Below are 26196 nucleotides of genomic sequence, written 5' to 3'. Positions count from 1 at the left end.
GAATTTCAGACCCCCGACTTTTACCCTGCCGCTTCTTCTGCAGCACTGATCTGATGACGACGAGGCGACTGAAATTCAGCGTCACCCCACCGGCCATCAAGCATTTGTGTGATCGCTTGTTCAATCTCCTCCACGAGGAACGGCTTGCCTTGCACTTTGTTGAGGCCGCGGGCATCCACGAGATATTTGCCTCGGATAAGCAGTCGAAGCTGGCCGGTGTTCAATTCGGGAATAAGCACTTTCTTAAACCGACGCAGCACCTCGCCGAGGTTTTTGGGCATCGGATTCAGCCATCGCAGATGAGCAGCCGAAACACTCATGCCTTTTTTCCGGCAGGCTTCGACCGCAGTGACAATTGATCCGTAGGTACCGCCCCAGCCGAGGACGAGCAGTTCACCGGTGTGGTCGCCATGCGGCTCGATCGTCGGAATGTGGTCAGCAACTTTTTCTACTTTTTCACGACGAAGATCGGTCATCCGCTGGTGGTTGGATGCGTCGTAGCTCACGTTGCCTGTGATGTCCTGCTTTTCAAGCCCACCGATACGGTGTTCGAGCCCCTTCATCCCGGGCACCGCCCACGGACGTGCGAGGTTTTCGTCACGGGAATACGCCTGGAATTTCGCAGGGTCACTCGGATGGCGCACCTCGATCTGTTCAAAGCTGTGCGCATCAGGTATGCGCCATGGCTCGGCACCGTTGGCGATGTAGCCATCGCTGAGGATGATGACGGGAACCATATGCCGTATCGCCACGCGAACGGCTTCGATAGTGGTATCAAAGCAATCGGCTGGCGATTGCGGCGCGACGACCACCAGAGGCGAATCGCCGTTTCGACCAAAGATCGCCTGGAGAAGGTCGGACTGTTCGGTTTTAGTAGGCAGGCCGGTCGAGGGACCGCCGCGTTGGACGTTGACTATGATCAGCGGCAACTCAGTCATGATCGCCAGGTTGATCGCTTCGCTCTTAAGAGCCAATCCAGGGCCGGAGGTTCCGGTCACACCCAGTTGACCGCCGAAAGAGACGCCAATCGCGGCACAGACCGCAGCAATTTCGTCCTCAGCCTGCATCGTCTTGACACCGAAGTTCCGCATCGACGCGAGGCTGTGCAGAATGTCACTGGCGGGTGTGATCGGGTAGCTGCAATAAATAAGGTCTTTTTTCGCGAGTTTGCTGGCGGTGACCAGTCCCATCGCAATCGCTTCGTTGCCCGTGATCTTGCGGTATCTACCCGGAGTGATCGGGGCTTTGGCTACGGTGTAGCGTACCGGGAAGATTTCCGCCGTTTCGCCGAAGTAATAGCCCGCCCGTAGCGCGGTGACGTTTGCTGAAGCAACCTGCGGCAGCTTCTTTTTCTTACCAAAGTAGTCTTCGAGATAGCCGATCGTGGTGTCGAGCGGCCGATCATAGAGCCAGTAAACCAGTCCCAGTGCGAACATATTCTTGCAGCGTTCGACGTCTTTCGCCCCCATACCCGTCGAGGCCAATGCCTCGGCGTTGAGCCTGGTGATCGGCACACGATAAAGCTTGTAGCCGTGGATGAACTTCTCGTCATCCAGCGGGTTGTAGCCTTCCGGATAGCCAGCTTTTTTCAGATTGACCTTGTCGAACTCCGTGTCGTTGACCACGACGATTCCACCCACCTCAACGTCGTCGATATGGGCCTTGAATGCAGCGGGGTTCATCGCGATCAATGCGTGAACCGTGTCGCCGGGTGTATGAATCTGGGTTGCGGCGAAGTTGATCTGGAATCCTGAAACACCAGCAACCGTACCTGCTGGAGCACGGATTTCCGCGGGGAAGTCGGGTAACGTCGCGATGTCGTTTCCGAGGATCGCAGACGTATCGGTAAATTGTGTCCCCGCCAACTGCATGCCGTCGCCTGAGTCACCGGCGAAACGGACCACAGCCGAATTGACGCCCTTAATTTGCTTCTTTTCACGCGGTTGTTGTGTGCCGGCAGTCATACCGCTTTCTGCTCCTGGTCAAAAAACCAAAGGTAGGAAGGTGTGTGGGGCCGAGTATTCTAGACGAAACCGGCGGGATTGCCAGTCGTCGTCCCCATCCCCTGCATATCGGCGAAAATTCGCCCCAAAATCTACCGCCTCCCTTCCTAATCACGTCTGCAAACGCGGATATCGTAGTTTTCTCGATCTTGCTCGATCTTTATCTAGGATTTCCTGGATGACTTTGCAGGTTTGATAGAATTAAGTTGCGTTTTAGGCCGTATTTCATGGTGTTTTCGGGATCGTACCCCCATGGAAGAGCCACCCAATGGGTGAAGCACGCAAGGAAGCGTTAAAGCTCAGTTTTGACGGCTCAGTCCGGCTGCTGTTCCACGGCGCGACGGTCGGCAGCGACGGCGGCCTGCTGGCCTACCGGAACCTCGATGACGCCTTGGCGTTGACCGCGCTGGCCGGTACGGCGCTGAACGACTGGCGCAGGGGCACCAACATCCGCCACTCGATGACGGCACTGCTGCGGCAGTCGATCTACAGTCGTCTGGCGGGTTACGACGACCTCAACGACGCCGACCGCCTTTGCGTCGATCCGGTGATGCGGCAGGTAGTCGGGGGCCGGGCAGGCCTAAGAAGCGGAGAACCAGGGATGCCCGTCCCCAATATCAGTTATGTCCCGTTTGTCTGCCCCCATACTGCAATACAAAAGGCCATATCGTCATGCTCGAAAAATTCATCATCAGCCGTGACGACAGCATCTATGAAGCTTGGCCCGATGTGGCCCTGACAAAGTCCAGCAGGCTTGTCTGCGTGTTTGCTGAGTGCACGCACCATGGCAACCGCGACTACACACGCATCATGGTGGCTGACTCATCCGACCGTGGCCGCACATGGAGCCCGAAGCGCGCCATCACCGAGCCGCTTCGCTGGACCGAGGATAAGCAGGTGTGGTGGAACTGCCCACGGATCACCACCCTGCCCGATGGCCGCCAAGTCGTGGTTATCGATCGGTTGCAAGGTGCCAGCGAAGCGCGTGGCGAACAAAGTAACTGGCTCTACTTCAGCGAAGATGAGGGCCAGACATGGTGTGAGCCTGTCGCCACACCGGTCGTGGGCATCGTGCCCGACCAACTGATCGTCCTCAAGCATGGCGCTCACAAAAACCGCTGGCTGCTGGCGGCTCATCATAGACGTCAGGCCGATGGGCAGGATCGCTGGGAAGAACGTGTCTGGTCCAGCGATGACCAGGGCAAGACCTGGCAGGGGCCGCACTTGGTCGCCCACGACCCGGCGTTGAAACTCTGCGAAGGAAGCATCGCCGAACTGCCTGGTGGCGAACTGGTGTGCTTCCTTCGCGAAAACAGCATGGCCGGCCTCGACGCATTCAAAACCATCAGTCGCGACGGCGGTCAAACATGGGGCCCTCTCTGCCACTTTCCCCTGCCCGGATGCCACCGCCCTGTTGCGCAGGTGCTGCAATCAGGCAACGTGCTAATCACTTTCCGTCTGTGCCAGGGCGGTAAAGGTTGGACCGGCTGGTGGACGCAGAACTTCATGGCTGCTTTGACGGACGTCAACTCCTGCCTGGCTGAAGAACGTAACCAGACCCACACACGCATCATGCCGATAGACTTCGACCGCAGCCCCGCTTCCGACACCGGATACTCAGGCTTCGTGCAGTTTGAGGATGGCGAGATTTATGTGGTGAATTACATCGTGGACGACGCACCCAACGGCCACATCCGGGGGTATAGCTTTAGGGAATGCGATATGAGACTGCGTTCATCCCAGATTTCCTGAATGACCTTGCAGGTTTGATGGAACCAAGTTGCGATTGAGGCCGTATTTCATGGTGTTTTTCGCATCGCAACCCAAATAAGCGCCGTTCGTGCTACAAACGAACTACGGACGCTCTAAAGCTTGGTTTTGACGGCTCAGTCCGGCTGGAGTTCCACGGCGCGACGGTCGGCAGCGACGGCGGCCTACTGGTCTACCGGAACCTCGATGACGTCTTGGCACTGACGTCGCTGGCTGGCGCAATGCTGAGCGACTGGCGCAGGGGTACCAACATCCGCCACTCGATGACGGCGCTGCTGCGGCAGTCGATCTACAGTCGTCTGGCGGGTTACGACGACCTCAACGACACCGACCACCTTTGCGTCGATCCGGTGATGCGGCAGGTAGTCGGGGGGCTGGGCCTGAGGCAGATCGATCTGTGCCTTGACGAACCGGATCTGAGCATCGCAACGTGCCGACCAGCTCTCCATTAACCGCACGACAAACATTTGAAGCCATCGGGGCATAGCCATCGCAGCCTCACTTTCCGAGGCTGCAACCCGAGCATTGGCATCAAATCCTCAGTCATGTGCAGGTCGGCATTCTTCCGTGTTTTTTGGCTTTCCGGGTGGCCTTGCCAGCGCAGACTCCGCGACGGCATCCTACAATTCCGCCTCTCCCGCCGTTCCTGAGGCTAAACCTTGATTCGTTACGCTTTTTTACTATCCCTGACCGCTCTTTCCGCCTTCGTAACCGGCTGTGAAGACGACAATATCCGCGTGGAAGTCGTGCCCAAGTCACCGACGACCACGCAAGCCCCGGATACAGCCAATACAGCCGCTAACTCCAGCGAGCCACGCATCGAATGGCAAGTTCCAACCGGATGGACAGCCCAGCCTGCCAGTGGGATGCGCTATGCGGCCTTCACCATTCCCGGAACCACGCCCAACACCCCGGCCGAGCTGACCGTTTTTCAATTTCCTACCAGTTCCGCCTCCGATTCGGGAAGGGATGCGGCGAACATCCTGGCTAACGTCAACCGCTGGCGGGGGCAACTTCACCTGAGCCCGACGACGGATGCTGACCTTGAACGTGAAGGGGTGATGTTCCAATCCGTGAATGCCGTCGGCCTGTCCATCGATCTCCAGGGGCGGATGGGTGAGTCTGAAACATCTGCCACTCCTCCTTCCCATCGCATGCTAGGCGCGATCATTCCGCGTCCTGGCCGCGTATGGTTTTTCAAGCTCACCGGCCCACTCGACGTGATTACCAGCCAGAAAGAAAGTTTTGACGCATTTCTCCGCTCGATCAAAATCATTGAGCCTGGAGAGACTGCGTCAACCGCTCCGCCGCCCGCGGTGCCCAGTTCTATACCGACATGGACCACACCGACTGGCTGGGTCCGTGAAGATTCCTCTACACCGCCCCGGATTGCCACATTTCACACTGGTGATGGTGACGATCGCGTGGAAATAGCCGTTACTGCCTTCCCCGGCGGAGTCGGTAAGCCTCTCGATAACTTCAACCGCTGGCGGCAGCAAGTCGGTCTCGATCCCGTCACTCAAATCCCTGAAGGCGTCGTTCAATCCTTCTTCGTTGGTGAAAACGCGGGCCTGCTCATTTACATCGTCGGTGCGGAGGATCAACCTGCCACCATGCAGGCGATGGGGGTCAGCCTGGTAGCGCACGACAATGTGACCTGGGTATTCAAAATGACCGGCAGTCGTACCGCATTACAACGAGAAAAATCCAGATTTGAAGCCTTGGTGCAATCAACGAAGTTTTAAGCTGACCATGAACTACAAAACGGAATCGTGACAGGTACCGCCACCAGAATGAAATCCGACCTACGTTCCATCGCATCGCTTCGCCTCACCGTGCCGCTCCTGTCGGCCGCGATGCTACTGGTCTATTTCGGCACCATCGCACAAAGCGGGCAGGATATCCTTGCCGTTCAACGCGACTATTTCCGCTGCTTCGTCATCTGGTCCAGCGGGATGACGCTCTTTCCCGGATACCGGATCAACTTTCCGGTGAAAATCCCCGTACCGGGAGGTTATGTCATCGGCGGGTTGATGCTGATCAATCTTCTTGCAGCCCATGCGGTGCGATTCAAGCTTTCGTGGAAGCGAGTCGGCATCATCGCCATACATCTGGGCATCATTCTCATCCTGCTGGGCGAACTCTTTACCGGAATGTTCGCCGTTGAAATGCAGATGGCTATTCAAGAAGGGCAAACCAACAGTGTGGCTCAAGATGTCCGCCATCCTGAACTGATCGTCATTGATACCTCTAATCCGCTTCACGACACGCTTATCGCCGTGCCGCAATCCCGGCTGCTGCCTGGCAAAGTAATCACAGACAGTCGGCTGCCCTTTGAAATTCGCGTTGAACGCTACTATCGAAATTCCCGACTCGTGGGTCCGATGGAGAAAGTTCCACCCACGGTGGTTCACGCGACGGCCGGCCAGCACGCAAACCGGCTTATTGCGGAACTCCCCGATGAGCTAAGCCTCGAAAAAGTGAACTTCCCCTCCGCTTACCTGCGCCTGAGCCGTGGTGATCAGGATCTAGGGCTCTGGCTCGTGTCGATTCACCTCACGGAGCAGACGATCAAAGTTGGTGATAAGACCTACCGGATTGGTCTGGACTTCCGACGATATCAAAAACCCTACTCGCTGACTCTCGTGGATTTCGAGCACGACAAATATCCCGGCAGCAATATCGCCCGACAATACGCCAGCAGGGTCATACTCCGTGATCCTCAGCGAAACGAACGTCGTGAAGCGGAAATCTACATGAATCATCCGCTGCGATATCGAGGTGAGACGTTCTATCAGGCTGGCGCGCCAATGGCGGATACAACGGTGCTTCAGATCGTGGATAACCCCGCGGCCATTCTGCCTTACATCGCGTGCATCCTGGTCGGCGGCGGAATGATCCTGCACTTTGTACCGAATCTTGTGACGTTTTTACGGAGGAGACAGGCGTAGCCTATTTTTTACCTCATGAAACGCCTCATACCCATCCTCGCCGCAGTTTCAGCGTTGATTTTTATCATCGTTGTATCGCGGCCCCGCGCCGAAAAGTCGCTTTACGATCTGGGAGCATTTGGTCGGATTCCCGTATTGCATAACGGCCGGGTCAAGCCGATCGAAACGGTTGCGCGGACGACGCTCCACCGCATCAGTTCGAACCAAAGTACTGCCGTCAACAAAAAGCCGATGTCCGCGACGCGGTGGTTACTCGATACGATCACTCGCCCGGAAATTGCCGACGACTATCCGGTCATCCGCATCGATCATCCTGAGCTAAAGACGCTCATCGGTACGCAAGACGATGAGGAAAAATATTTTTCGATCCACACGGTGACGAAGGGTGGCGAGAAACTCCAGCATCAATACGAACGAGCGCGATCCGTTGAATCCTCACGCCGCAGCCAATATCAGAATCTGGTGATGACTCTGAGCCAGAAGATACTCACGTACCGCTCGCTGTCAGAGCTTACCGCCTTTGTGCCTGTGTACTCGAAGGTGGAAGCTGAGCGTATCGGCGAGGCTGGGCCTAAGGCCATGTCGATGGAAGCGCAGCAGAATGACGAGGCGGTCCGGTCATTCTTCACGATTTTGCGGGCCTATCACGATCAGAAACCCAGTGAGTTCAACGCCGCCGTCGCCGCTCACCTGGCGCAAGTTGAAAAGCAGTCACCACAACTGGCTTCACTCGCCGCCCTCGAATCCTATTTCCGTCTGGCGCAGCCGTTCCTATACACAATTGTTCTTTATGTCGTGGTGTTCCTGCTCGCAGCATTTTCCTGGCTGTTCCCGGCAAACAACGCGGACGGCCAACATCAAGCCCGAAACTCAAAAGGAGACGCACTACGTCGCGCTGCGATGGCGGTGCTCGGTGTCGCATTCCTTGCCCACACCGGGGCCATGGGACTGCGGGTTTACCTGCACGGTCATCCGCCGATCACCAATCTCTATGCGTCATCCCTCTTTGTCGGGTTTGGTGCCGTCCTCCTGGCGATCGTTCTCGAATGGATCTACCGCAACGGCGTCGGCAGCGCGACGGCGGGACTCGTCGGCATGGTCACGTTAATCATCGCTCATAACCTGTCCGACGGTGATGATCTCGAAGCAGTCATCGCTGTCCTCGACACCAATCTCTGGCTGTCAACGCATGTGGTGGTCGTCAGCCTCGGCTACGCATCCAGTTTTCTCGCGGGAGCATTGGGCATCGTCTATCTCATCGGCGGAGTCTTCACCTCGGCATTGACCAAAGAGAACAGCAAATCTCTGTCTCGAATGATCTATGGCATCGTCTGCTTCGCCATGCTCGCCAGTTTCGTCGGGACGGTCCTGGGCGGCATCTGGGCGGACCAGTCATGGGGACGATTCTGGGGTTGGGATCCCAAGGAAAACGGCGCGCTGCTGGTCGTCCTGATGAATGCGCTGATCCTCCATGCCCGATGGGGAGGCATGGTTCGACAACGCGGCATCGCAGCACTGGCGGTCATCGGCAATATCGTCACCGCGTGGAGCTGGTTCGGAGTCAATATGCTCGGCGTCGGCCTGCATTCCTATGGTTTTATGGAAAGGGCTTTGCCGTGGCTCGTGACGTTTGTGGTCAGTCAGCTAGTCATCGCAAGCCTGGGATTGCTCCCATTGCGGTATTGGAGGAGCACCATCGCAAGCGTTACGAGTGAGGCACATCCAGCCAAACCCTCACGAAGCGTTATCGCTTCGCCGGTATAGTCCGCAATTAGCAGTTGTCTGACTCCTCGTTGAAAGAATCACACGCTCGATCATTCTTCGTTATTTGTCACACCATGAGCCGTCTGTCTCGTTCCTTTTTTCGCCGTGATCCTGTCAGCGTCGCCAGATCCCTGCTCGGCCAACGGCTCGTGCGGATCGATCACGGTCGGCGGCTGGCGGGCCTCATCGTCGAGACGGAGGCGTATCTGGGTATTCCCGATCGTGCGGCGCACACCTTTGGCGGTCGCCGCACAGCACGAGTAGCCTCGATGTGGAAGGATGGCGGGACTGCGTACGTTTACTTCACCTACGGCATGCACTACTGCATGAATGTCGTCGCGGGCAATGTTGGAGAACCAGTAGCAGTGCTGCTGCGAGCTCTTGAACCTGTGGACGGCCTGGACATCATGAGCATCAACCGCGGCGGGCCGGATCGTACTGCTACGCTTTGCTCAGGCCCTGCCAGACTCTGCTCAGCTCTCAACATCACACGCGAGCAAGACGGTCTGGACCTTGCCACCAGTCACGCGCTTTTCATCGAGCGCGTGCGGCGCAGTGAATACCCTCCTGAGCAAATCGTCACGACCGCGAGGGTCGGAGTAAGCTACGCTCAGGAATGGGCTCATAAACCATTGCGGTTTTACCTGAAAAATAATCCATACGTGAGCCGTAAATAGTCAGCCGTCATCTCAAATATTCGGCGGCTGGGCATTAAAGCGGATCGATACGACATGAACGCAATTCCCTGGTCGCAACATCCCTTCAGCCCACTTTCATTCAAGGTGGGGCTGTGTGCGTGGCGGATTACGATGCTGCCCGCCTGTGCCAACTACATCAACGTACGTCCTAGTCTGATTGTGGCAACGCCCGAAGATGATGATGAGACACTTCGCGCAGCTGCGCCATTTCTCAAGAGCCTGCCCATCATGGTCGGATTCCACGAGCCTCCGTTTTCACGCAGCGTCCGCGGCCTTGTGGAGAAAAAGCTCGCTGCGCTGGGACGGCAGCGCATCGACGTGCTGACCATGTGGATTGATCTTACGGTTGATCTCAAAGGTGGCGGGATGCTGCAAGCCATGAGAGCGCTGCGCGATGAAGGTCTGATCGGCGAGATCGGTCTGGCGCACGGCGATGCCCGTGAGATCGAATGGATCGCTCAACGTACCGGCGCGCGACTGCTTGTTCTGCCCTACTCATTGGGCGATCAGACAGCGCGGTTTCGTGCAATCGATACTGCTCATGAATACGGAATGGCGTGTCTCGCAGTCGGTTCAATCAATGAGGTGACGAAACCAATTCCTCACGACACTGCTTCATTGCGCTTCGCGCTGGCAGAACATTCACGAGCTTTGCCTCTATTGAGTGAGCCGCTGCCGGACGATATCACCGCTTTGAATGCTGAGCAGGTCGAAGACGCATGGCGATCTTATCGAGAAACACATGCAGAGCCTGCACCGCTGGCTCGCAGCACCCCGCCGGAAACTGCCGGTTAAATCCAGAACCCATGTGTTTATTCAAACGACGTGATTCGACTTTTGCGGCCATGCGTGCAAACCCGCACTTTCGCCACTCCCGCTGCGCGGGTAAGCTTGTGGCGGTGGTTTAGCTTCTCTTTTTCGGACCAGTCATGAGTCAGACCGACCCGACCCGCAAGGACGTTCATGCGTCTCAGATCGATGCCGAAGTCGAGCGCGAGCTCGCCGAGGCCCTGGGTGGCAAGAGCGTCGAACAACTGATGGATGAATCCTCCAAACCCGCACTCTCCGAAAGCTCTGATGCTTTGGATCGTGAGGGTGGACATGCCGGCGACGGCGCTACGCCCAAAGGCGATGCGCAGCGTTTTGAGATGGAGATCAAACGCGGCAGAATCACGTCGATCAGCGGTGATGACGTATTCATCGAGTTGGCGGGGATCGACGGGAAAAATCAGGGGGTTGTATCCCTTCAACAGTTCGAGCGGCCGCCGCGCCTCGGCTCAATCATGGACTTTGTCGTTCAACGCTACGACGAAGCCGAGGGTCTCGTCCACCTGTCCCGTGAAGGCGCGGTAACCCGCGCGACCTGGGACACCCTGCACAAGGGTGCTGTCGTCGAGGCACGTGTAGTCTCGACCAACAAGGGTGGTCTGGAACTGGAGATGGTCGGCAGTATTCGTGCGTTTATGCCTGCCAGCCAGGTCGATTTGCATCACACCAACGATCTCGAACAGTACGTCGGCCAGAAGGTCCATGCTGTCGTCCAGGAGATTGACCGCAAGGGCAAGAAAGTTGTCCTCAGTCGGCGCACCCATCTGGAACAGGATCGCGCACAAAAGCGAAAAAAACTCTGGCAGGAACTCGAGACGGGACAGACACGCGAAGGAACCGTGACCAGTCTCATGGATTACGGAGTTTTTGTGGATATCGGCGGAGTGGACGGACTCGTCCACATCAGCGATATGTCCTACAAACATGTCGCCAAACCCACCGACTTGGTGAAAGTCGGCGACAAGGTCAGCGTCAAAGTCCTGAAGCTCGACCGCGAGAAAGAACGCATCAGCCTCGGCCTCAAGCAAGTTGCGCCTGATCCGTGGGATGGCATCAGCGAACGTATCAAGACCGGGGAACACGTCAGCGGACGTGTGATGCGCACAGCAGACTTCGGCGCGTTCATCGAAATCGAGCCGGGCGTCGAAGGCCTGCTGCCCGCCAGTGAGACGTCATGGAAGCGCAACGCCAAACCGTCCGACATGGTTAAGGAAGGTGACGTGCTCCGCCTCGTGGTACTCCAGGTCGATCCAGCAAAGCGCCGAATTTCCCTGAGCCTCAAACAATCCCAAGGCGATCCGTGGGTCGGTGCGGAGCGGAAATTCGCCAAGCACGCACTCGTTGACGCAACAGTACTTAGCACGACCGACTTCGGTGCGTTCGTAGAACTTGAGCCAGGCGTCGAGGGTCTCGTACATATTTCGGAATTGACAGACAAACGGGTCGGCGCGGTGACGGATATCCTGCAAAAAGGCCAGAAGCATCAATTCCGCGTGCTGGATGTGGATGAGGAGAATCGCCGCATTCGTCTCTCGCTCAAGGCAGTGAAGGAACCGCCGCCTGCCGAGACGAATTCAGCCGCGCCTGCTGCAAAACCAAACGCAGCAACGGGCAAACCGTCCAAGAAGCAGATCGATAGGCCAGGTAAGGGAGGTCTCGGCAGTTCCGGTGCGCTGGGACAGGGATTGGGTAGTTTGAGGTTGTAGCGGCTCGGATCGGGCTCTCGACGCTGTTCCTCGCGTGTGTGTGTATCGCGTTTCATGCTTCGTATCTCACTAAAATTTCCCCGTGCCTGAAACGCTTGACATCGCCATTGTTGGTGCCGGTGCAGCCGGACTCATGGCTGCGGCCTTTGCGGGACGACAGCAGCACCAGTCAAAATCATCTCTCCGTATCGCGGCATTTGATGGGGCGAGAAAGGTCGGCGCGAAAATTCTGGTCTCGGGCGGAGGTCGTTGCAATATCACACACGACGTAGTGCTTCCCGAAGATTTCGCTGGCGGTAATCGCAACCAGATTGCAAAAGTGCTCCGCACCTTCACCGTTGATGAAGTCATTGCTTTTTTCGATCGTTATGGCGTTACGCTCAAGCGAGAGGAAACCGGCAAGCTCTTTCCCACCACTGACAGTGCGCAGACGGTTCTCGATGCGTTGCTCTCAGCGGTGGCCGATGCTGGCGCGGAGATTCGGACAGAAACTCGTGTCGAAGCTATCGGCAAAGTGAACGATTTATTTGCGCTTCACACTGCGAAGGGTGACGTTACCGCGAGGAGCGTCATCCTCGCCACCGGTGGAAAGAGCCTGCCGAACACCGGCAGCGATGGCCATGGCTACCAACTGGCGCGTTCACTGGGGCATCGGATCACCCGCACCACTCCCGCTCTGGTTCCACTCGTCCTGCCCGACCGTCACTGGCTCACCGGGCTCAGCGGCATCAGTGTCACGGTTGAGCTTATTTTGCAAAGTGCCACCGGAAAAATCCTGCACCGACAGCAAGGTGACATGCTCTTGACTCATTTCGGATTGAGTGGGCCGGCCATCATGGACATCAGCCGCCACTGGATCGCAGCCCACGAAAGTGATCCACAATCGCGACTCAGTGCCAATCTGCTGCCCGGTCAATCTTTCGAGGAAGTTGAACAGAAATTTATAGCCGCTGCCGCTGCCGCTGCACGAGCTAAGACCAACACCGCGGCGTTTCTCCGCCAATGGTTCCCCGAACGGCTTGCCGATGCATTGTGCGTCGCAGTCGGCACTAAATCGTCCACCGAGCTTGGTCAGCTCCCGCGCGAACAGCGTCGCGCCCTCATTCATCAACTCACCGCCCTGCCATTGCCGGTGGTGCGAGATCGGGGCTATCTGTTTGCCGAGGTTACCGCTGGCGGAGTGCCGCTGGCGGAAGTCAACGTGAACACGATGGCTTCCCGTGTATGTCCGAGTCTTTTTCTTTGTGGTGAGATTTTGGATGTAGATGGTCGGATCGGCGGTTACAACTTCCAATGGGCGTGGAATACAGGCCGACTGGCGGGAATACATGCTGCACTGAGCCTGAATCACGAATGATTCGATTTGCCTGACTACGAATGTGTTGCGCCAATCAGAAGCTCCAACCAACCCGCGAGAAGCGACCATCTATTTCTGTTTTAGTCATTGAATCGCCGCAAGGTTGAACTTGCTCTTTCATCCCCGCCGCTCGAAACTCTCACTTGCGTGTACCGACAGCTTCCAAACCAGCTCACGGTGCTTCGGCTTCTTCTGGCCGGCGTCTTTTTCGTCGTGCTGAATCTCTATCGCTACCGCGATACCAATGACCGAAGCTGGGTTCTGATCTTCTGTTTCTGTCTCTTCCTCGTGGCGGTCATGACCGATGTGCTCGATGGCTACCTCGCACGCAGGTGGAAGGTCGAGAGTACTTTCGGCAGGATAATGGACCCCTTCGTGGACAAGGTGCTCATCATCGGAGCCTTCATCTACCTCGCCGGTCCGCGCTTCGTGGATACACATGCGGGCAACATAAAAGGTGTCTTCAGTGTCGTACCCGACAACATGATTACCGGCGTTTATCCCTGGATGGTCGCACTCATCCTCGCGCGTGAACTGCTGGTCACCAGTGTGCGAGGTGAACTCGAAAGCATGGGAGTGCAGTTTGCCGCCAATGTTTTCGGCAAACTAAAAATGTTCCTCCAATCGGCCACCATTGCAACGATCCTCATGATCATCTGGCTCGATCCCTGGCAGGATGGCCACGGCTGGATGCTCTGGCTGCGCGATATTGTGGTTTACACAACGGTGATTGCTACCGTACTCAGTGGCGTGCCGTATATCACCGGTGCGGCAAAGGCGTTGAAAGTAAAAAGGTCTTAACCCATGCCGAAACCAGGCTACATTGCCTTTGATCTGGGAGCTGAATCCGGCCGTGCGATGCTCGCGGTTTTATCCAATGACCGCCTCGAACTTACCGAGGCGCATCGCTTTCTCAATACCCCGCAACGGCTGCCCTCCGGTCTGCACTGGAACCTCACCGAGCTTTGGGCCAATCTCGTCGAAGGTCTCCGTAAATGCGGCAAGCTTGCGAAAGAGAAAAAAATCAAACTCGTTTCACTGGGTGTGGATACGTGGGGGGTGGACTATGGCTTGATCGGAGCCAGTGGCGAATTGCTCGGCATTCCGTTCGCCTATCGAGACACACGCAACGGGCCCGCGATGGCGGCAACGGTGAAAAAACTGAGTGAGAAATCGATCTATCAAGCGACCGGCATCCAGTTCATGCCCTTTAACACACTTTTCCAGCTCGTAGCTGCAAAAAAGAGCGAACCGGGTCTGCTGGAGCTGGCCAATCAGGGCGGCCGTCTGCTTTTTATGCCCGACCTGCTGCATTATTTTTTCAGCGGCAAACCGCACGTTGAAGCCACCATCGCATCCACCTCGCAGATGATCGACCCGCGCAGCGGACGATGGGCGACGGGTCTGCTTAAAAGTCTCGGTCTGCCGACTCGCGCACTGGGAAAGATCGTGCCAGCCGGTACACGGATTGGAAAACTCCGCGCAGAGATCGCAGCCAACGCAGAAGTCGGCCTGCTCGACGTGATCGTGCCCGGTTCACACGACACCGCCAGCGCGGTAGCCGCGGTACCCGTCGATGAATCGCAAAGCAAAAACTGGGCGTATCTTTCCAGCGGCACCTGGTCGCTTATGGGTGTTGAAATTGATCGGCCTAAGCTCAATGAAGCAGCGCGTCAGGCTGGCTTCACCCATGAGCGTGGCGTGGGCGGGAAGATCCGCTTTCTCAAAAATATCGCGGGACTGTGGCTTGTGCAGGAATGTCGGCGTGACTTCGCGCGGCGAGGGCAGGAGTTTTCCTATCAACAGCTCACTGATCTGGCTGCCAAGGCTGAACCCTTCCGCACTCTGGTCGATCCGGGCTACGCGCCATTTGCCTCGCCGGGCGATATGCCTGCAAAGATCGCACAATTTGCAAAACAGACCGGCCAAAAACTGCCGACAACACCCGGCCAATACGTCCGCGCCTGTCTGGAAAGTCTCGCGCTGACTTATCGACGCACACTCGATCGGATCGAAAGTGTGATTGAAAAAAAGATTGACGTGTTGCATATCGTTGGTGGCGGCGGACAAAACACACTGCTGAATCAAATGACTGCCGATGCAATCAACCGGCGAGTTATTGTCGGCCCCTACGAGGCAACGGCAGTCGGAAACGCCCTGACACAGGCAATCGGAGCAGGCCAAGTCCGTAACCTGGTTCACCTTCGTGCGATTGTTCGCAAGTCATTTAAGCCGGTCACTTATGAACCGCGCAACAGCACTGCGTTTAATCAGGCGGGGGAACGATTTGCCGCATACATTCGGTGATTGGCTCGACGGCATAACTGAACCGGCAGCATGACTACGCCAGTTTTTTTCTCGCGGTGGTGCCTGCTTTCGAGTTCATCACTTCGTAGCCGTCCGCCTGTAATTCCTTACGCAGGCGATCCGCGGTTGCAAAATCCTTTGCTGCGCGAGCCGCATCGATCGCAGCACACTTTGCCGCAGCACCGCCATCGTCGCCGGTTACCGTGGACGGATTGAGGACATTTAATACGCTGTCAAGTTTCCGTAACGCAGCCAGTGACTCAGCAGGTTGTGAATGACTTTCGCTCAGCCATTTGAACACTGCTCCCAGCGCACCGCTCATATTCAAGTCATCGGCCAGATACTCCTTGAATTGCGTCACGATGGGTTGTTCCTCGACCGACAGGTCCACGCTCCCGGATGACCCAGCGGAAGCTGCTCGTTCAAAATTGGCAGCCGCATCACGAAGTCGCCGCACCGCGCTGGCGGAATCTTCCAGACCCTTGGTCGTAAAGTTCATGTTGGATCGGTAGTGAGCTTTGAGCAGTTCAAAGCGAATGACTGCGGGATCGACGCCTTTGGATAGAAGGTCGCGCACGGTGAAAAAGTTGCCCTTGCTCTTGGACATCTTTTCGCCTTCGACCAGCAGAAACCGTGTGTGCATCCAGTAGTTCGCAAACCGCGGGCGTCCAGTCGCGCCGCAGCTCTGCGCGATTTCGCATTCGTGGTGAGGGAAAATATTGTCCTCACCACCCGTATGAATATCGATTGTTTCCCGCTCCAACAGTGTCATCGCCATCGCGGAACACTCAATGTGCCAGCCGGGATATCCAACACCCCAGGGACTCTCCCATTTCATGATGTGGGTGGAGTCTGTCTTCCAGAGAAGGAAATCCGCTGGATGGCGCTTTTGAGCCTGATGTTCTGCCTGGACTCGTCCACCCGCACCGCCGCGCAGCCGGTCGAGTGTGTTGCCGCTGAGCCGACCGTACTCAGGAAAACTTTCGACGCTGTAATAAACTGCTCCGTCGGCTGAGACATACGCATAGCCGTTCTCAACCAGTTGCAGGATCAGTTTCATCATTCGGCCGACATACTCGGTTGCTCGCGGCATGTTTTTCGGAATGCCACGTTCATCACGCGGATCATCCACGATTTTCAGACCGAGCTTTTTGGCGTCGTCAAGAAAAGCATCGATGTAAAACCGTGCGACTTCGTACGGATCATCGGGATTGACGATGTTTGCTGCGTGTGCCACGCCTTGCTTTTTTGCTGCTTTGAGCCGATTCGCAGCAAGCTGCATCTTGTCTTCACCGCCTCCGTCAGCAAGCTGATCGTCGGTCATATGGCCGACATCGGTGAGATTCATCACCTGACGGACATCAAACCCTGAAAGCTCCAGGAACCGTCGTAAAACATCGGCAAAAACAAACGCGCGAAAGTTACCAATGTGAGCGAAGTCGTAAACCGTCGGTCCGCAGTTGTACATCGTGACTAGCGGCGGCTCGCTCGGCGTGAACTCCTCCATCTGGTGCGTGAGCGTGTTGTAAAAACGGATCGGCATGAGGGGGGAAGTTTAGCAGAGGCTGCGCTATGCGGTCATGCGTCAATCAATTATCAGATAACTGGAAATCACAACGCCGAACCCACGCCCGGAGCCGTCAATGATCCGCGGCCTATGACTCCTGCGTTGCCTCCAGGGATTCATCCGGTGTCTTTTCCGGTTCCAGTTTCTCCACACGAACCCGTTCAATCCGCGTGCGCTTGGCATCGGTAACCGTGAAGCGGAGGTTGGCGTGGTTGAAAGTCTCACCCACCGCTGGGATGTGGCCTAGTGTTGAAAAAACGAACCCCCCTACCGTGTCGTAGTCAGCACCATCGGGTACAGCAAGATCCAACGCACTGCTCAGGTCGTCAATATGGACCCGACCATCCACCTCGGCGGTGCGTTCATCGATCCATTGGATTTTCGGCTCACTCGGAGCGGTGTGCTCATGCTCGTCCTGAATCTCCCCGACAATTTCCTCAATGATGTCTTCAATGGTCACGAGGCCGGCCGTTCCGCCGTATTCATCTAGAACAATGGCCATGTGGAGCTTGCGTGACTTGAACTCCGCCAGCAGTTCACGAACGGATTTTGTTGCCGGAACAAGCAGCGGTGTCCGAACAATTTTGCGAAGGTTAAATGCCTGCGGGTTGGTCACGTACTGAATCACATCCTTGGCGAAAAGGATGCCGATGATGTTATCGATGGTTTTTTCATAAACAGGTATGCGGCTGTGGCCGTCGCGCAAAATCGCCTCACTGACATCGGCAAGTGTGGCATTGATCGGAATAGCCTGCACCTCCGTGCGCGGCGTCATGATCTCATCCGCGGTAGTCACCGGCAGATCAAACGCAGCGGTAATGATCTGCTTCTGCACCGAATCGACTTCACCTTCTTCGGAGTGTTCCTCGACAACTGACATCACTTCAGCACTGACTGCATTTTCTTCCGGTGGGTTTGCATCGGCGCGCGACACTTTGCGCACCAATGGGTCCACAATCTCCAGCAGGCGGACAAACGGGGTAAATATCCGCAGGCCTACCTCCAGCGGACGAGCCGAGCGAGATAACAGCTTTTCCGGCAGGTGCAGGGACATGCTCGTCGGCACCGCGACTCCCAACAGCGAGATCACCAGCGTCGTGATGACAAAAGCTGCGAGGTATTTGATCCAATCGTCCCAGAAAAATTCCTGATCGATCAGGTGGAGCACCGCCAGCAGAGTGATGATGTTGAAGACCGTACGGAGCGTGCCGGTCATGAGCAGAAGCTTGTCGGTTTTTTCGGTAAGCAGGTCGAAATGTGACGACTGGCCGCGGGATTCCAATTCCTCGGTTAGTCGAATACGACTGAAACTACGAAGCGCGAGATGGAGGGCTGAGACGTAACCGCTCAGCAGAGCTGCCAACACCGCGATCCAAAGGGATGGGTCGCTCACGAAGTATCTCGTCCCCGGGCCGCTCTAGTGATCAGGCCCGCCAGCCGGGGCTGACAAGCTGTCAAAACCGGCAAATGATAGCCGATATAGCGCGGAGGGGTTCAGAAAGACTTGGAATGTTTTTTGGATACACCAACACCAGTTTTCCTGCGTTTTTGAAAATCATCCGTAAATAACGATCCTATCCCAGCTTGTGTTAACAAAAAATCCTCTTGTTGATGCATTGCTCGATAACCCGACGGCGTGTGGTCGTCGTATCCAATCAGATGCAGGAGGCCATGCAAGGCATAAAGAAGGACTTCCAATCGCACAGCTCTGCGACGGACCTTGGCTTCCCGGGCCGCGACATCAAGACAGACAACAACATCACCCTCGATATGACTTCTTGGAAATTGAGTACTGGGTCTGGCCGGTCCTTTTCCAAAACCTCCGCGCAGATCAAAGGTAAGCACATCCGTCGTACCCGGAACATTGGAATATCGAAGATGTAGTTCCGCCATCCTGGCATCATTAACCACCACGACGGTCAAAGACCCTGATTTCACCCCTGCGAGAAGCGCAAGCTTTCTAAGTTGAGCAGGAAGCCAACGAGTCAGCGGTGGATGCGGGCCAGGAGTGTCTTGTTGGAGTTGGATGCGCAACTTCGGGTTGGCACGTTTTGGGGGCAAGTATCGCTCTACTCAAGCAATTTCGTACAGCAACGTGTGAGGAAAATTAAATGGCAAGGTATCGCGTAAAGCTGTCGGCACTGAACTAGTCCGTTCACACAAGTTGAATCATTGATCAAGCGTGCGGCAATTTGCAGTTCCGCTTTTTGACCAGCGTCACACAATTGCCCTTGGAATTAAACGAGACGTCGGTCATATACGCCCGCATGAGCATGACACCTCGGCCGTGCGGTCGTTCGAGATTCTCATCGAGAGTTGGGTCGGGCACAGCAGCGGGGTTAAATCCGGGGCCGTCATCAGCGACTGAAACCACTACCTCGTCGTCAGACACCGAGTATTCGACATGGACTTTTTTTGACGAATCGCCTTTGTTGCCGTGATTAACCGCATTACTCAATGCTTCGTCCAATGCCAGACGAATGGCGAAGCGCGCATGGTCACTAAAGCCTTGCGCCGCCGCATCGGCGATGATCTGTTGCTGTACCTTCAGCACGTCGGTCAACGTACTGGGTACGGATAATTTCTTTGTCTTCGGCTTCGCCATCAAGCCAGCCTCCCGCTAGTCGCTCGACGGCGTTATTTGAAACTCTTGGCGGCCTTATCCGCGGTGTCGTGGATCTGAAAAAGTTTATTCAGCTTGGTAATCACAAACACCTCGTATATCTGCGGATCGATGTCGGACAGTCTCAACTGGCCGCCCTTCTGACGGATCTTGTTATTGACGGTGATCAGCGTACCCAACGCAGCCGAGGAAAGATGTTCAACATTGGCGAAGCTGATAAGAATCCTCGGATTAGAGGTCTGGTCAATGATCTGGGCAATTTCCTCGCCGATCTGCTGAATATACGCCTCCTCGAGGATGTTTCGGTCGAGGAATCCAATGCGAATCATCTCTTGCTCTCGGATGATTGAGAGCCGTGAATCTTTTGCCATCGCGCGGTCTCCGGGGAGTCTGCCCCGGTATGAAAAGACCGGGAGAGCTCCGAGTGTCGGCAGGGCCTCGTGTCGCGTTGAACTGTAAATTTCTACACGGAGAGTGTCAAGAAACGGAACTCCAAAAATCGTGGCAACCAACTACTCGGAACACCTCCGTCATGCCCCCATTAAGACGCGAAAACCCCCTGATTTTCAGGGCTAATTAGCTCAACAAAGATCCCCGAATCGCCAAGTCATCTCCTCAATGTCTCAATGATGCCAGTGTATTTTTCGTGAAATTCAGGTATAATATTTGTCCGCTTGTTCGCGGATCAATCACGTTTTTCTAAACCCAAGGCGCAACCTTCGGGGGAGCAAACTATGCAGATGTCCATTCACAAAGCCGCAAAGACAGGAAATATGGACCAAGTCAAGGCCCACATCAATGCCGGCCGTGATGTGAACGAGCGGAATATCTACGGCAAAACCCCGCTGGGTGTTGCACTGCAATTCAGCCAGAAAGAGATCGCTAAGTTTTTGAAGGAACACGGCGGCAAGGAATAGCAGGTTCGCCTATTCCCATCCTTTACCGTTCTTCTTCGTTCCGCACAACGCCACCTTCAGGCCCAGCGCATTGGCCAGAGCTGCTTTAGCGAGCAGAGCTTTATCGGCATCCTCTGCAGAGTTCGCGTATGCCACCTGAATGTGGTTGCTCTTGTGCCGTGCCATCATCTGATCGCGGGTTACGCCATAAGTCACCGCATGCATGATCGGCCACTGCGGAGTCGTCGCGTCCCAGCGGCGCTGCGTCTCCTCCGCGGGAAGGCTCACTACCCCGGCGCGTCCCAGGTCCATCCGCAACTCGCCCTTCTCGACATACACTCGGCTCCAGACAATCTCGCCGGGCTTTGAGATTCCCTTGAGTGTGCCGCCTCCGAGTCTGAAATACATATTCGGCTGCCGCTCGCTGCTGGCACCCTTCCAGCCTCCTTCGAAATGGGCGGGAGGTGCGCTGCCGGAGATCAGAAACACCCAGACGTAATCGCTCACCGTCTTGCTCTGGTCCCAGTCGCCCCACCGGAGATCATGCAGGGTGTTTTCGACGGGTTGGTTCATGGCTTTGTGGACACGATAGGTCAGCAGACCATCAAGCCCTGCACACTCATCCACTTCGTTGAAATGAGGCAGCGGTTCATTTTCATAAAGCACACGTCGGCCGTCGCGACTGCGAACAGGCGGCCGCTCTGAATTGTTGAGTGTCCCTTCGACCAGATCACTTGCAGGTAACAGATCCTTAAGCCCCTGCTGATATTGAATACCAATCGTGTGGCAACCAAAGTCGTCCGCGATGCGCAGAGCGGCCACATACATTTTGCACTGCTGGAGAATCTGCGCGTCGGTTAAATCGTTGTTTTCATTCGGCCCTGTGATGAACTTCATCCCGCGTTGTTCCATCCATTGCCGTACCCCTCTGGCCTGGTCATCCGAGACTTGAAGCGTTTCGGCATAGAGTGCGCTTTGCGAAAGACGTTCTTTGAACACGCCGGTTAAATGCAGCAACTCGTCGGGAATGATCGCGTTGAACATCCCCATGCAGCCTTCGTCGAAAACACCCATGATGGCCTTGTCACGGCGGAGTTGTACCGCCAATGCCTCAGCAAGACGTCGCTCTGAACTGCCGACCTTCACATGCTTGAACGAGGTCACATGGCTGGTGTCATGCTTGACCTTGCCGTTGCGCAACCAGTGAAGCAGCTTGTCGCGAAAGCTGATCTCGCTGAAGTCTTCACTCCAGAGTGTGGAGTATTTCACACCCGCTTTTGTGAGTGAACCATTGAGGTTCAGCATGCCGACAAGTCCCGGCCAAGTACCTGACCAGTTAGCGACAGTAAGGATCGGCCCTTTATGCGTCGTCAGCCCATGCAGGACGTGGTGCGAATATTGCCACACAGCCTCAGCCACGATGAGAGGCGCATGAGGATCAATGGAGCGGAAAACTTCCATGCCTTCTTTTTGTGAACCAATGAAGCCATGCTTCTGGTCCTCTTTGTAGGGATGCGCCCGCACGAGGAAGTAACCCGATGCTTCGACGGCTTGAGTCAGAGCCTCCTCCATTGCTTTCTGAGCCGGCCAGCATTTCTGATTGGCGGAGAGGCGTAGATCTCCGTTAGCGATGAGTTGAACCCGCTTCTTGCCAAGCTTGTTGGTCTGAGGTGAGGGGGGTAGGTGATATGCGGACATATAGAAAACTCCCTGTTAGAGGTTGAGCATGATACCGCAGGAAACACCCACAATCGGATTATTTAATTCCCAACAATCGGATCCGTAGTAGTGTCCTTCGATCTCATCAAATGCCACGCGCTATAATCCACCCGCATGGAGCGCGGCGAACGGCTCAAATCTCTCCTCGACAAGGCTCGGAAACTTCCCAAAGTCCCTGGTGTTTACCTGATGAAGGACGACCGCGGTAGGGTCGTTTACGTTGGTAAGGCTGGCTGTCTTCCCGATCGTGTATCGAGCTATTTCGTGCCTTCCGCTGAGCTGGGTGGAAAAAAACAAAGTCTGCTCGACTTTGTCCATGACTTCGATCACATCGAATGCGAAGGTGAGTGGGAAGCCCTCCTCATGGAGAATCGGCTCATCAAAGACATCCACCCGCGTTTCAACGCACAACTCGTGGATGACAAAACCTATCCGTACCTGATCATCACGATCAAGGATGACTTCCCCGGAGTTTTTATCTCGCGCCAACCGAATGCGCCGGAGTTCAAGGGTGCCAAGGTACTTGGGCCGTTCACAAGCGTGTACGCGCTGAAAGAGTCGATCGCGCTGCTTCAGCGCGTTTTCAAATTTCGCACCTGCCATCTGGAAATCCGCGCAGATGACGACAAGCGACGCTTTTTTCGCCCCTGCCTGCTATATCCGATCAAGCAATGCACCGCTCCCTGCGGGGCACGAATCAGCCAATCGGAGTACGCTCGTGATATCGCACGCTTTGTGCGGTTTCTCGAATCAAAACGATCGGTCATGCAAAGGGAAATGCAGGACGAGATGGAGTCTGCCGCAAAAGCCCTGGATTTCGAACGTGCTGCGGTCTTGCGCGATCAACTCAAGGCTCTGGAAAAACTCGATCACCGCGGATCACAGAAAGATCGGTGGCAGCCTGAAGCTGAAGCATTCCGAATCGAACCGCGCAAGGGGTTGGAATCTCTGCGCAAAGCACTGGGAATGACTGAACCGATCCGCCTGATTGAGTGCATCGACATCGCTCATCTTCAAGGAGGTGAGACGGTGGGATCAAAGGTGACGTTTATCGACGGCAGGCCGTTCAAAAACGAGTACCGCCGATACCGCATCCAGAGTGTTCCAGGCGGAAATGATGATTACATGGCCATCCGCGAAGTCGTAAGCCGACGCTACCGTGAAGCCGGCGAAGGCGGCGAGCTTTACCCGGACCTCATCATCATTGACGGCGGACTGGGGCAACTCCACGCGGCCCTCGAAGCGTTCGATCAGCTCAACGTAAAACCGCCGATGGTCATCTCACTGGCCAAGAAGGAAGAAATCATCTACACGCAGGCACGAAGTGAACCAATTCGCCTGAGTCGAACGCATCTCGGTTTGCGGATCTGTCAGGCGATCCGTGACGAGTCCCATCGATTTGCACAGCATTACCACCACATCCTGCGACGAAAAAAAACTCTGGGTCAGGAACCCCGCCCCGCTGGAAAGAAGAAACGAGTTCATCCACCAACGATGCTCGAACCTCCACACGGCCAAGATGACAGAGGATGAAATAGAGTCGCACCTCTTGTCGGCGAGTCTGCGACCGCATCACAAAAAGTCGAACATGGATGCGAGATCTCTTGACAGCACCTCGGCGATTACCCCTCAGAGAGCGTCATGATCTTCGGGGGCACCCATACCCATTTGCCGCCTTCTATGACTAAGCGAATTCGCTCGCGTTTGCCATCGAGCCCCAGAACCATATAAGCAGCGTCGGTGCTCTGGGCTTCGATTTTCATAGTCGGCTTTTTGCCGTGAAACGCTAATTCCCACAGCCTCGCAAAATATTCCTTAGGCGATATCTCGGTGAGCTTTCCGATCTTCGCACCGCCGAGCTGATTGATAACGATACGTTGCTGTTCCTCGGTAGCACCTCGCATGGCTTCGAGGTCCTGCCTGATCTGTCGCTGTGTCGCAGAGTCGAGCATGTCGTAGAGGTCAGCGATGCGGTTTTCATTTATCGCCGCATACCAACGGGACTGAAACTGATCCAACGATTCGTTGCCACCCTTGCCGCATGCGAATAGTGCTGCTCCCATCAGCACAATCGTGATGAGTTGTACGGTGAACCGTATGATTTTTTTCCGGTCTCTCGGCATGACGTCAGGAGGCTCCGCTTTAACCTGCGGGGGATTCTTCCTTGATTCGTCTATATTACTCACCGCATGCACGCGACCGACAGCCTGCTTAAGGCCAGCCGTGTCTTGCTCATCCGCCCTTCTGCTCTGGGTGATGTGAGCCGAACCGTCCCCGCGCTCGCCGCATTGCGCAAGGCACTGCCTTCCGCTTCCATCGACTGGCTCATCCAGGATTCTTTACTCGACGCAGTGCGTCATCATCCTGCACTTACGGATACCGTTGCGTTCCCACGCGACCGTTTTCGAGAAACCCGGAAGAATCCTCGCATCGCAACCGAGGCTATGAAATGGTCGATCGGGCTGGCGCACAAACACTATGACGTGGCGATCGACCTGCAAGGGTTGTTCCGCTCCGGCTTGTTCACCATGTTTACCTTCGCGTCTCAGCGCATCGGGTACGCCAACGCTCGAGAACTCGGCTGGCTCGGCTACAACCGTCGGCATCAAGTGGATCCCAAGCTCCATGCGGTGGATCGTATGCTCGCGCTGCTGGCGGCGGAGGGTATCGATGTTTCCACCCCGGACATGCGACTGTATCTCGGTTCAGGTGACGAAGAATGGCTCGAAAACCTGCGCGAGCAACACAACATCACCGGCCGTTACTTCACGATTGCCCCCACTGCAAGGTGGCACAGCAAATGCTGGCCGATCGAACGCTATATCGAGATAACCAGACGCCTGCTCAAGTCAGGACGTGCCGGCGATCGTGGTTTGGTCCTGGCTTCGCCGCGAGAACGGCAGTTAGTGCAACCTCTGCTTGATACGTTTGGCGGGGAAAAGGGGCCGCTATTTCTACCGCCAACGACCGTCGGTCAAATGATGGCGGTCCTCAGCCAGACTAGCCTGCTGGTATGCAATGATTCCGCACCTCTGCATATCGCGGTCGGTTTCGATCGACCGATCGCAACTGTTTTCGGGCCTACCGATCCCGCGCAAGTCGGACCCTATCGGCGGATGGAGTGCGTGGTCAGGCCGGAAAGTGTTGAACAAGCGGGAATCCCCGCAGCGTTCCAACGTAACCGCGAGGATCAATCCCTGATCGCGCAGGTATCACCCGATGCAGTGTGGAATATCGTCGAGTCACAACTAACGTAGGGTAGGTGCCAACCCCTCAGTATCGGATTTCATAAGTGGCCGAATTCACATCCAGCCACCCTTCGCGTGTATCCTGTCCGGTGATGTTTGCATATGGACGATCCGTATGCAGTCATTCCGAACCATTTCTGAAAGCTAATACCACATCACAGGAAACATCATGAACACAGCATCCAGCGCACCCACGCATAAGTCATGGACTCGCTTCCTTCCACACGCAGCTCGGATTTTGATGGGGCTTGGATTTATCGTCTTTGGGCTCAATGGGTTTCTGAACTTTCTCCCACCCCCGCCGAATCTTCCGGAACCTGTCGCCAACTTCATGAAAGCGATGATAGAGACGCGCTATATGTTCCCCTTGATTGCGGGAACACAATTGGTGGTTGGAATTTTGCTGGTAATAAATCTGTTTGTTCCGCTTGCGTTGGTGCTGATCGCACCGGTGATAGTCAACATCATCGCTTTCCATCTTTTTCTTGACCCCGCCGGCATCGTTCCGGGGTTAATTGTTCTCCTACTGGAGATCTTCCTTGTCTGGGCATATCGAGACTATTTCCGATCGCTGTTTACGCTGCGCACAAAACCGTGAGCAACATCGAGGACGTTTAGTGCGGAATTGAGTTCATCGCCATGATGGGCAGCACGATGATGCTGAGTAGTTATTTTCCCAACCGGATGGCTCTGCCTCTGGACTGATTTGCGGCCAAAGCGGTAGATCACGAGTACCTCGGGGACGTGACACGAATTGAC

At 55.7% G+C, this 26196-nt stretch carries 24 protein-coding genes; 16 read left to right on the top strand and 8 right to left on the bottom strand.

Translation table 11 applies throughout. The features are described from left to right. Positions 1-20: 20 nt before the first annotated feature. Entirely contained in the window at positions 21-1964 is a 1944-nt protein-coding gene (locus IT444_06205; protein MCC7192361.1) for a 2-oxoacid:acceptor oxidoreductase subunit alpha, read from the bottom strand. A 307-nt stretch (positions 1965-2271) separates the two neighbouring features. On the opposite strand from IT444_06205, the gene IT444_06200 reads away from it, so the two are divergent. The 12 genes from IT444_06200 to IT444_06145 all read left to right on the top strand — a co-directional run bounded on the left by IT444_06200 (position 2272) and on the right by IT444_06145 (position 15384). Then, complete coding sequence (locus tag IT444_06200; GenBank protein ID MCC7192360.1) at positions 2272-2742, top strand: transposase; 471 nt, start codon at positions 2272-2274, stop codon at positions 2740-2742. Continuing rightward, entirely contained in the window at positions 2676-3755 is a 1080-nt protein-coding gene (locus IT444_06195) for an exo-alpha-sialidase (GenBank protein ID MCC7192359.1), read from the top strand. The genes IT444_06200 and IT444_06195 overlap by 67 nt, the downstream gene beginning before the upstream one ends. A 44-nt stretch (positions 3756-3799) precedes the next feature. Then, the gene (locus IT444_06190; GenBank protein ID MCC7192358.1) at positions 3800-4225 is read left to right on the top strand and encodes a transposase; all 426 of its coding nucleotides are present in this window, start codon (positions 3800-3802) and stop codon (positions 4223-4225) included. A gap of 207 nt (positions 4226-4432) precedes the next feature. Then, positions 4433-5518 carry a hypothetical protein gene (locus IT444_06185; protein MCC7192357.1) on the top strand — a complete coding sequence of 362 codons (1086 nt, stop codon included), beginning with the start codon at positions 4433-4435 and terminating at the stop codon, positions 5516-5518. Between the two features lie 48 nt (positions 5519-5566). Beyond that, positions 5567-6724 (top strand): cytochrome c biogenesis protein ResB, encoded by a 1158-nt coding sequence (locus IT444_06180; protein ID MCC7192356.1) that lies wholly within the window; start codon positions 5567-5569, stop codon positions 6722-6724. A 15-nt stretch (positions 6725-6739) separates the two neighbouring features. Continuing rightward, positions 6740-8488, top strand: coding sequence for a cytochrome c biogenesis protein CcsA (ccsA, locus tag IT444_06175; protein ID MCC7192355.1), 1749 nt, complete (start codon positions 6740-6742; stop codon positions 8486-8488). Positions 8489-8562: 74 nt separating this feature from the next. Continuing rightward, a complete protein-coding gene (locus IT444_06170) occupies positions 8563-9165 on the top strand; it encodes a DNA-3-methyladenine glycosylase (GenBank protein ID MCC7192354.1) in 603 nt (200 codons plus the stop codon). Positions 9166-9219: 54 nt separating this feature from the next. Next, entirely contained in the window at positions 9220-9981 is a 762-nt protein-coding gene (locus IT444_06165; protein ID MCC7192353.1) for a hypothetical protein, read from the top strand. Positions 9982-10115: 134 nt separating this feature from the next. Further along, positions 10116-11720 carry a S1 RNA-binding domain-containing protein gene (locus IT444_06160; protein MCC7192352.1) on the top strand — a complete coding sequence of 535 codons (1605 nt, stop codon included), beginning with the start codon at positions 10116-10118 and terminating at the stop codon, positions 11718-11720. An 82-nt stretch (positions 11721-11802) separates the two neighbouring features. Further along, a complete protein-coding gene (locus IT444_06155) occupies positions 11803-13077 on the top strand; it encodes an NAD(P)/FAD-dependent oxidoreductase (GenBank protein MCC7192351.1) in 1275 nt (424 codons plus the stop codon). A 147-nt stretch (positions 13078-13224) separates the two neighbouring features. Further along, the gene (locus tag IT444_06150; protein MCC7192350.1) at positions 13225-13878 is read left to right on the top strand and encodes a CDP-alcohol phosphatidyltransferase family protein; all 654 of its coding nucleotides are present in this window, start codon (positions 13225-13227) and stop codon (positions 13876-13878) included. 3 nt (positions 13879-13881) lie between these two features. Next, on the top strand, positions 13882-15384 hold the full coding sequence (locus tag IT444_06145) for a rhamnulokinase (protein MCC7192349.1): 1503 nt from the start codon (positions 13882-13884) through the stop codon (positions 15382-15384). Positions 15385-15418: 34 nt separating this feature from the next. Here IT444_06145 and IT444_06140 read toward each other — a convergent pair whose 3' ends face one another. The 5 genes from IT444_06140 to IT444_06120 all read right to left on the bottom strand — a co-directional run bounded on the left by IT444_06140 (position 15419) and on the right by IT444_06120 (position 19945). Further along, a complete protein-coding gene (locus IT444_06140) occupies positions 15419-16927 on the bottom strand; it encodes a cysteine--tRNA ligase (protein MCC7192348.1) in 1509 nt (502 codons plus the stop codon). A gap of 112 nt (positions 16928-17039) precedes the next feature. After that, complete coding sequence (locus tag IT444_06135) at positions 17040-18344, bottom strand: HlyC/CorC family transporter (protein MCC7192347.1); 1305 nt, start codon at positions 18342-18344, stop codon at positions 17040-17042. 101 nt (positions 18345-18445) lie between these two features. Further along, the gene (ybeY, locus tag IT444_06130) at positions 18446-19012 is read right to left on the bottom strand and encodes an rRNA maturation RNase YbeY (protein MCC7192346.1); all 567 of its coding nucleotides are present in this window, start codon (positions 19010-19012) and stop codon (positions 18446-18448) included. 115 nt (positions 19013-19127) lie between these two features. Next, a complete protein-coding gene (locus tag IT444_06125) occupies positions 19128-19556 on the bottom strand; it encodes an ATP-binding protein (protein MCC7192345.1) in 429 nt (142 codons plus the stop codon). 32 nt (positions 19557-19588) lie between these two features. Next, positions 19589-19945: an STAS domain-containing protein gene (locus tag IT444_06120; protein MCC7192344.1), complete on the bottom strand. Its 357-nt coding sequence runs from the start codon at positions 19943-19945 to the stop codon at positions 19589-19591. A 363-nt stretch (positions 19946-20308) separates the two neighbouring features. Here IT444_06120 and IT444_06115 point away from each other — a divergent pair, with 363 nt between their 5' ends. After that, the gene (locus IT444_06115) at positions 20309-20491 is read left to right on the top strand and encodes an ankyrin repeat domain-containing protein (GenBank protein ID MCC7192343.1); all 183 of its coding nucleotides are present in this window, start codon (positions 20309-20311) and stop codon (positions 20489-20491) included. 9 nt (positions 20492-20500) lie between these two features. Here the strand turns inward: IT444_06115 and IT444_06110 are convergent, their stop codons facing one another. Beyond that, positions 20501-22168 (bottom strand): fucose isomerase, encoded by a 1668-nt coding sequence (locus tag IT444_06110; GenBank protein MCC7192342.1) that lies wholly within the window; start codon positions 22166-22168, stop codon positions 20501-20503. 135 nt (positions 22169-22303) lie between these two features. On the opposite strand from IT444_06110, the gene IT444_06105 reads away from it, so the two are divergent. Further along, a complete protein-coding gene (locus IT444_06105; protein MCC7192341.1) occupies positions 22304-23722 on the top strand; it encodes an excinuclease ABC subunit UvrC in 1419 nt (472 codons plus the stop codon). A gap of 89 nt (positions 23723-23811) precedes the next feature. On the opposite strand, the gene IT444_06100 is transcribed toward IT444_06105, so the two are convergent. Further along, positions 23812-24312 carry a hypothetical protein gene (locus IT444_06100; GenBank protein ID MCC7192340.1) on the bottom strand — a complete coding sequence of 167 codons (501 nt, stop codon included), beginning with the start codon at positions 24310-24312 and terminating at the stop codon, positions 23812-23814. 66 nt (positions 24313-24378) lie between these two features. Between IT444_06100 and IT444_06095 the strand changes: the two genes are divergently transcribed. Together IT444_06095 and IT444_06090 are read left to right on the top strand one after the other, a co-directional pair. After that, complete coding sequence (locus IT444_06095) at positions 24379-25446, top strand: glycosyltransferase family 9 protein (GenBank protein ID MCC7192339.1); 1068 nt, start codon at positions 24379-24381, stop codon at positions 25444-25446. A gap of 160 nt (positions 25447-25606) precedes the next feature. Beyond that, on the top strand, positions 25607-26035 hold the full coding sequence (locus IT444_06090) for a DoxX family membrane protein (GenBank protein ID MCC7192338.1): 429 nt from the start codon (positions 25607-25609) through the stop codon (positions 26033-26035). Positions 26036-26196: the final 161 nt, after the last annotated feature.

The organism is Phycisphaeraceae bacterium (genome assembly GCA_020851465.1).
Classification (GTDB): domain Bacteria; phylum Planctomycetota; class Phycisphaerae; order Phycisphaerales; family Phycisphaeraceae; genus JADZCR01.
Note: the sequence above shows the minus strand (reverse complement) of the source record. Positions and strands in the feature narration are given on the sequence as shown.

Excerpts from the sequence above, each read along its gene's own strand:
- IT444_06095 (MCC7192339.1), top strand. The coding sequence starts at position 24,379 with ATGCACGCGACCGACAGCCTGCTTAAGGCCAGCCGTGTCTTGCTCATC.
- IT444_06145 (MCC7192349.1), top strand. The coding sequence starts at position 13,882 with ATGCCGAAACCAGGCTACATTGCCTTTGATCTGGGAGCTGAATCCGGC.
- ccsA (MCC7192355.1), top strand. The coding sequence starts at position 6,740 with ATGAAACGCCTCATACCCATCCTCGCCGCAGTTTCAGCGTTGATTTTT.
- IT444_06125 (MCC7192345.1), bottom strand. The coding sequence starts at position 19,556 with ATGGCGAAGCCGAAGACAAAGAAATTATCCGTACCCAGTACGTTGACC.
- IT444_06120 (MCC7192344.1), bottom strand. The coding sequence starts at position 19,945 with ATGGCAAAAGATTCACGGCTCTCAATCATCCGAGAGCAAGAGATGATT.
- IT444_06170 (MCC7192354.1), top strand. The coding sequence starts at position 8,563 with ATGAGCCGTCTGTCTCGTTCCTTTTTTCGCCGTGATCCTGTCAGCGTC.
- IT444_06090 (MCC7192338.1), top strand. The coding sequence starts at position 25,607 with ATGAACACAGCATCCAGCGCACCCACGCATAAGTCATGGACTCGCTTC.
- IT444_06180 (MCC7192356.1), top strand. The coding sequence starts at position 5,567 with ATGAAATCCGACCTACGTTCCATCGCATCGCTTCGCCTCACCGTGCCG.
- IT444_06165 (MCC7192353.1), top strand. The coding sequence starts at position 9,220 with ATGAACGCAATTCCCTGGTCGCAACATCCCTTCAGCCCACTTTCATTC.
- IT444_06115 (MCC7192343.1), top strand. The coding sequence starts at position 20,309 with ATGCAGATGTCCATTCACAAAGCCGCAAAGACAGGAAATATGGACCAA.
- IT444_06200 (MCC7192360.1), top strand. The coding sequence starts at position 2,272 with ATGGGTGAAGCACGCAAGGAAGCGTTAAAGCTCAGTTTTGACGGCTCA.
- IT444_06140 (MCC7192348.1), bottom strand. The coding sequence starts at position 16,927 with ATGCCGATCCGTTTTTACAACACGCTCACGCACCAGATGGAGGAGTTC.
- IT444_06110 (MCC7192342.1), bottom strand. The coding sequence starts at position 22,168 with ATGTCCGCATATCACCTACCCCCCTCACCTCAGACCAACAAGCTTGGC.
- IT444_06100 (MCC7192340.1), bottom strand. The coding sequence starts at position 24,312 with ATGCCGAGAGACCGGAAAAAAATCATACGGTTCACCGTACAACTCATC.
- IT444_06160 (MCC7192352.1), top strand. The coding sequence starts at position 10,116 with ATGAGTCAGACCGACCCGACCCGCAAGGACGTTCATGCGTCTCAGATC.
- IT444_06105 (MCC7192341.1), top strand. The coding sequence starts at position 22,304 with ATGGAGCGCGGCGAACGGCTCAAATCTCTCCTCGACAAGGCTCGGAAA.
- IT444_06205 (MCC7192361.1), bottom strand. The coding sequence starts at position 1,964 with ATGACTGCCGGCACACAACAACCGCGTGAAAAGAAGCAAATTAAGGGC.
- IT444_06195 (MCC7192359.1), top strand. The coding sequence starts at position 2,676 with ATGCTCGAAAAATTCATCATCAGCCGTGACGACAGCATCTATGAAGCT.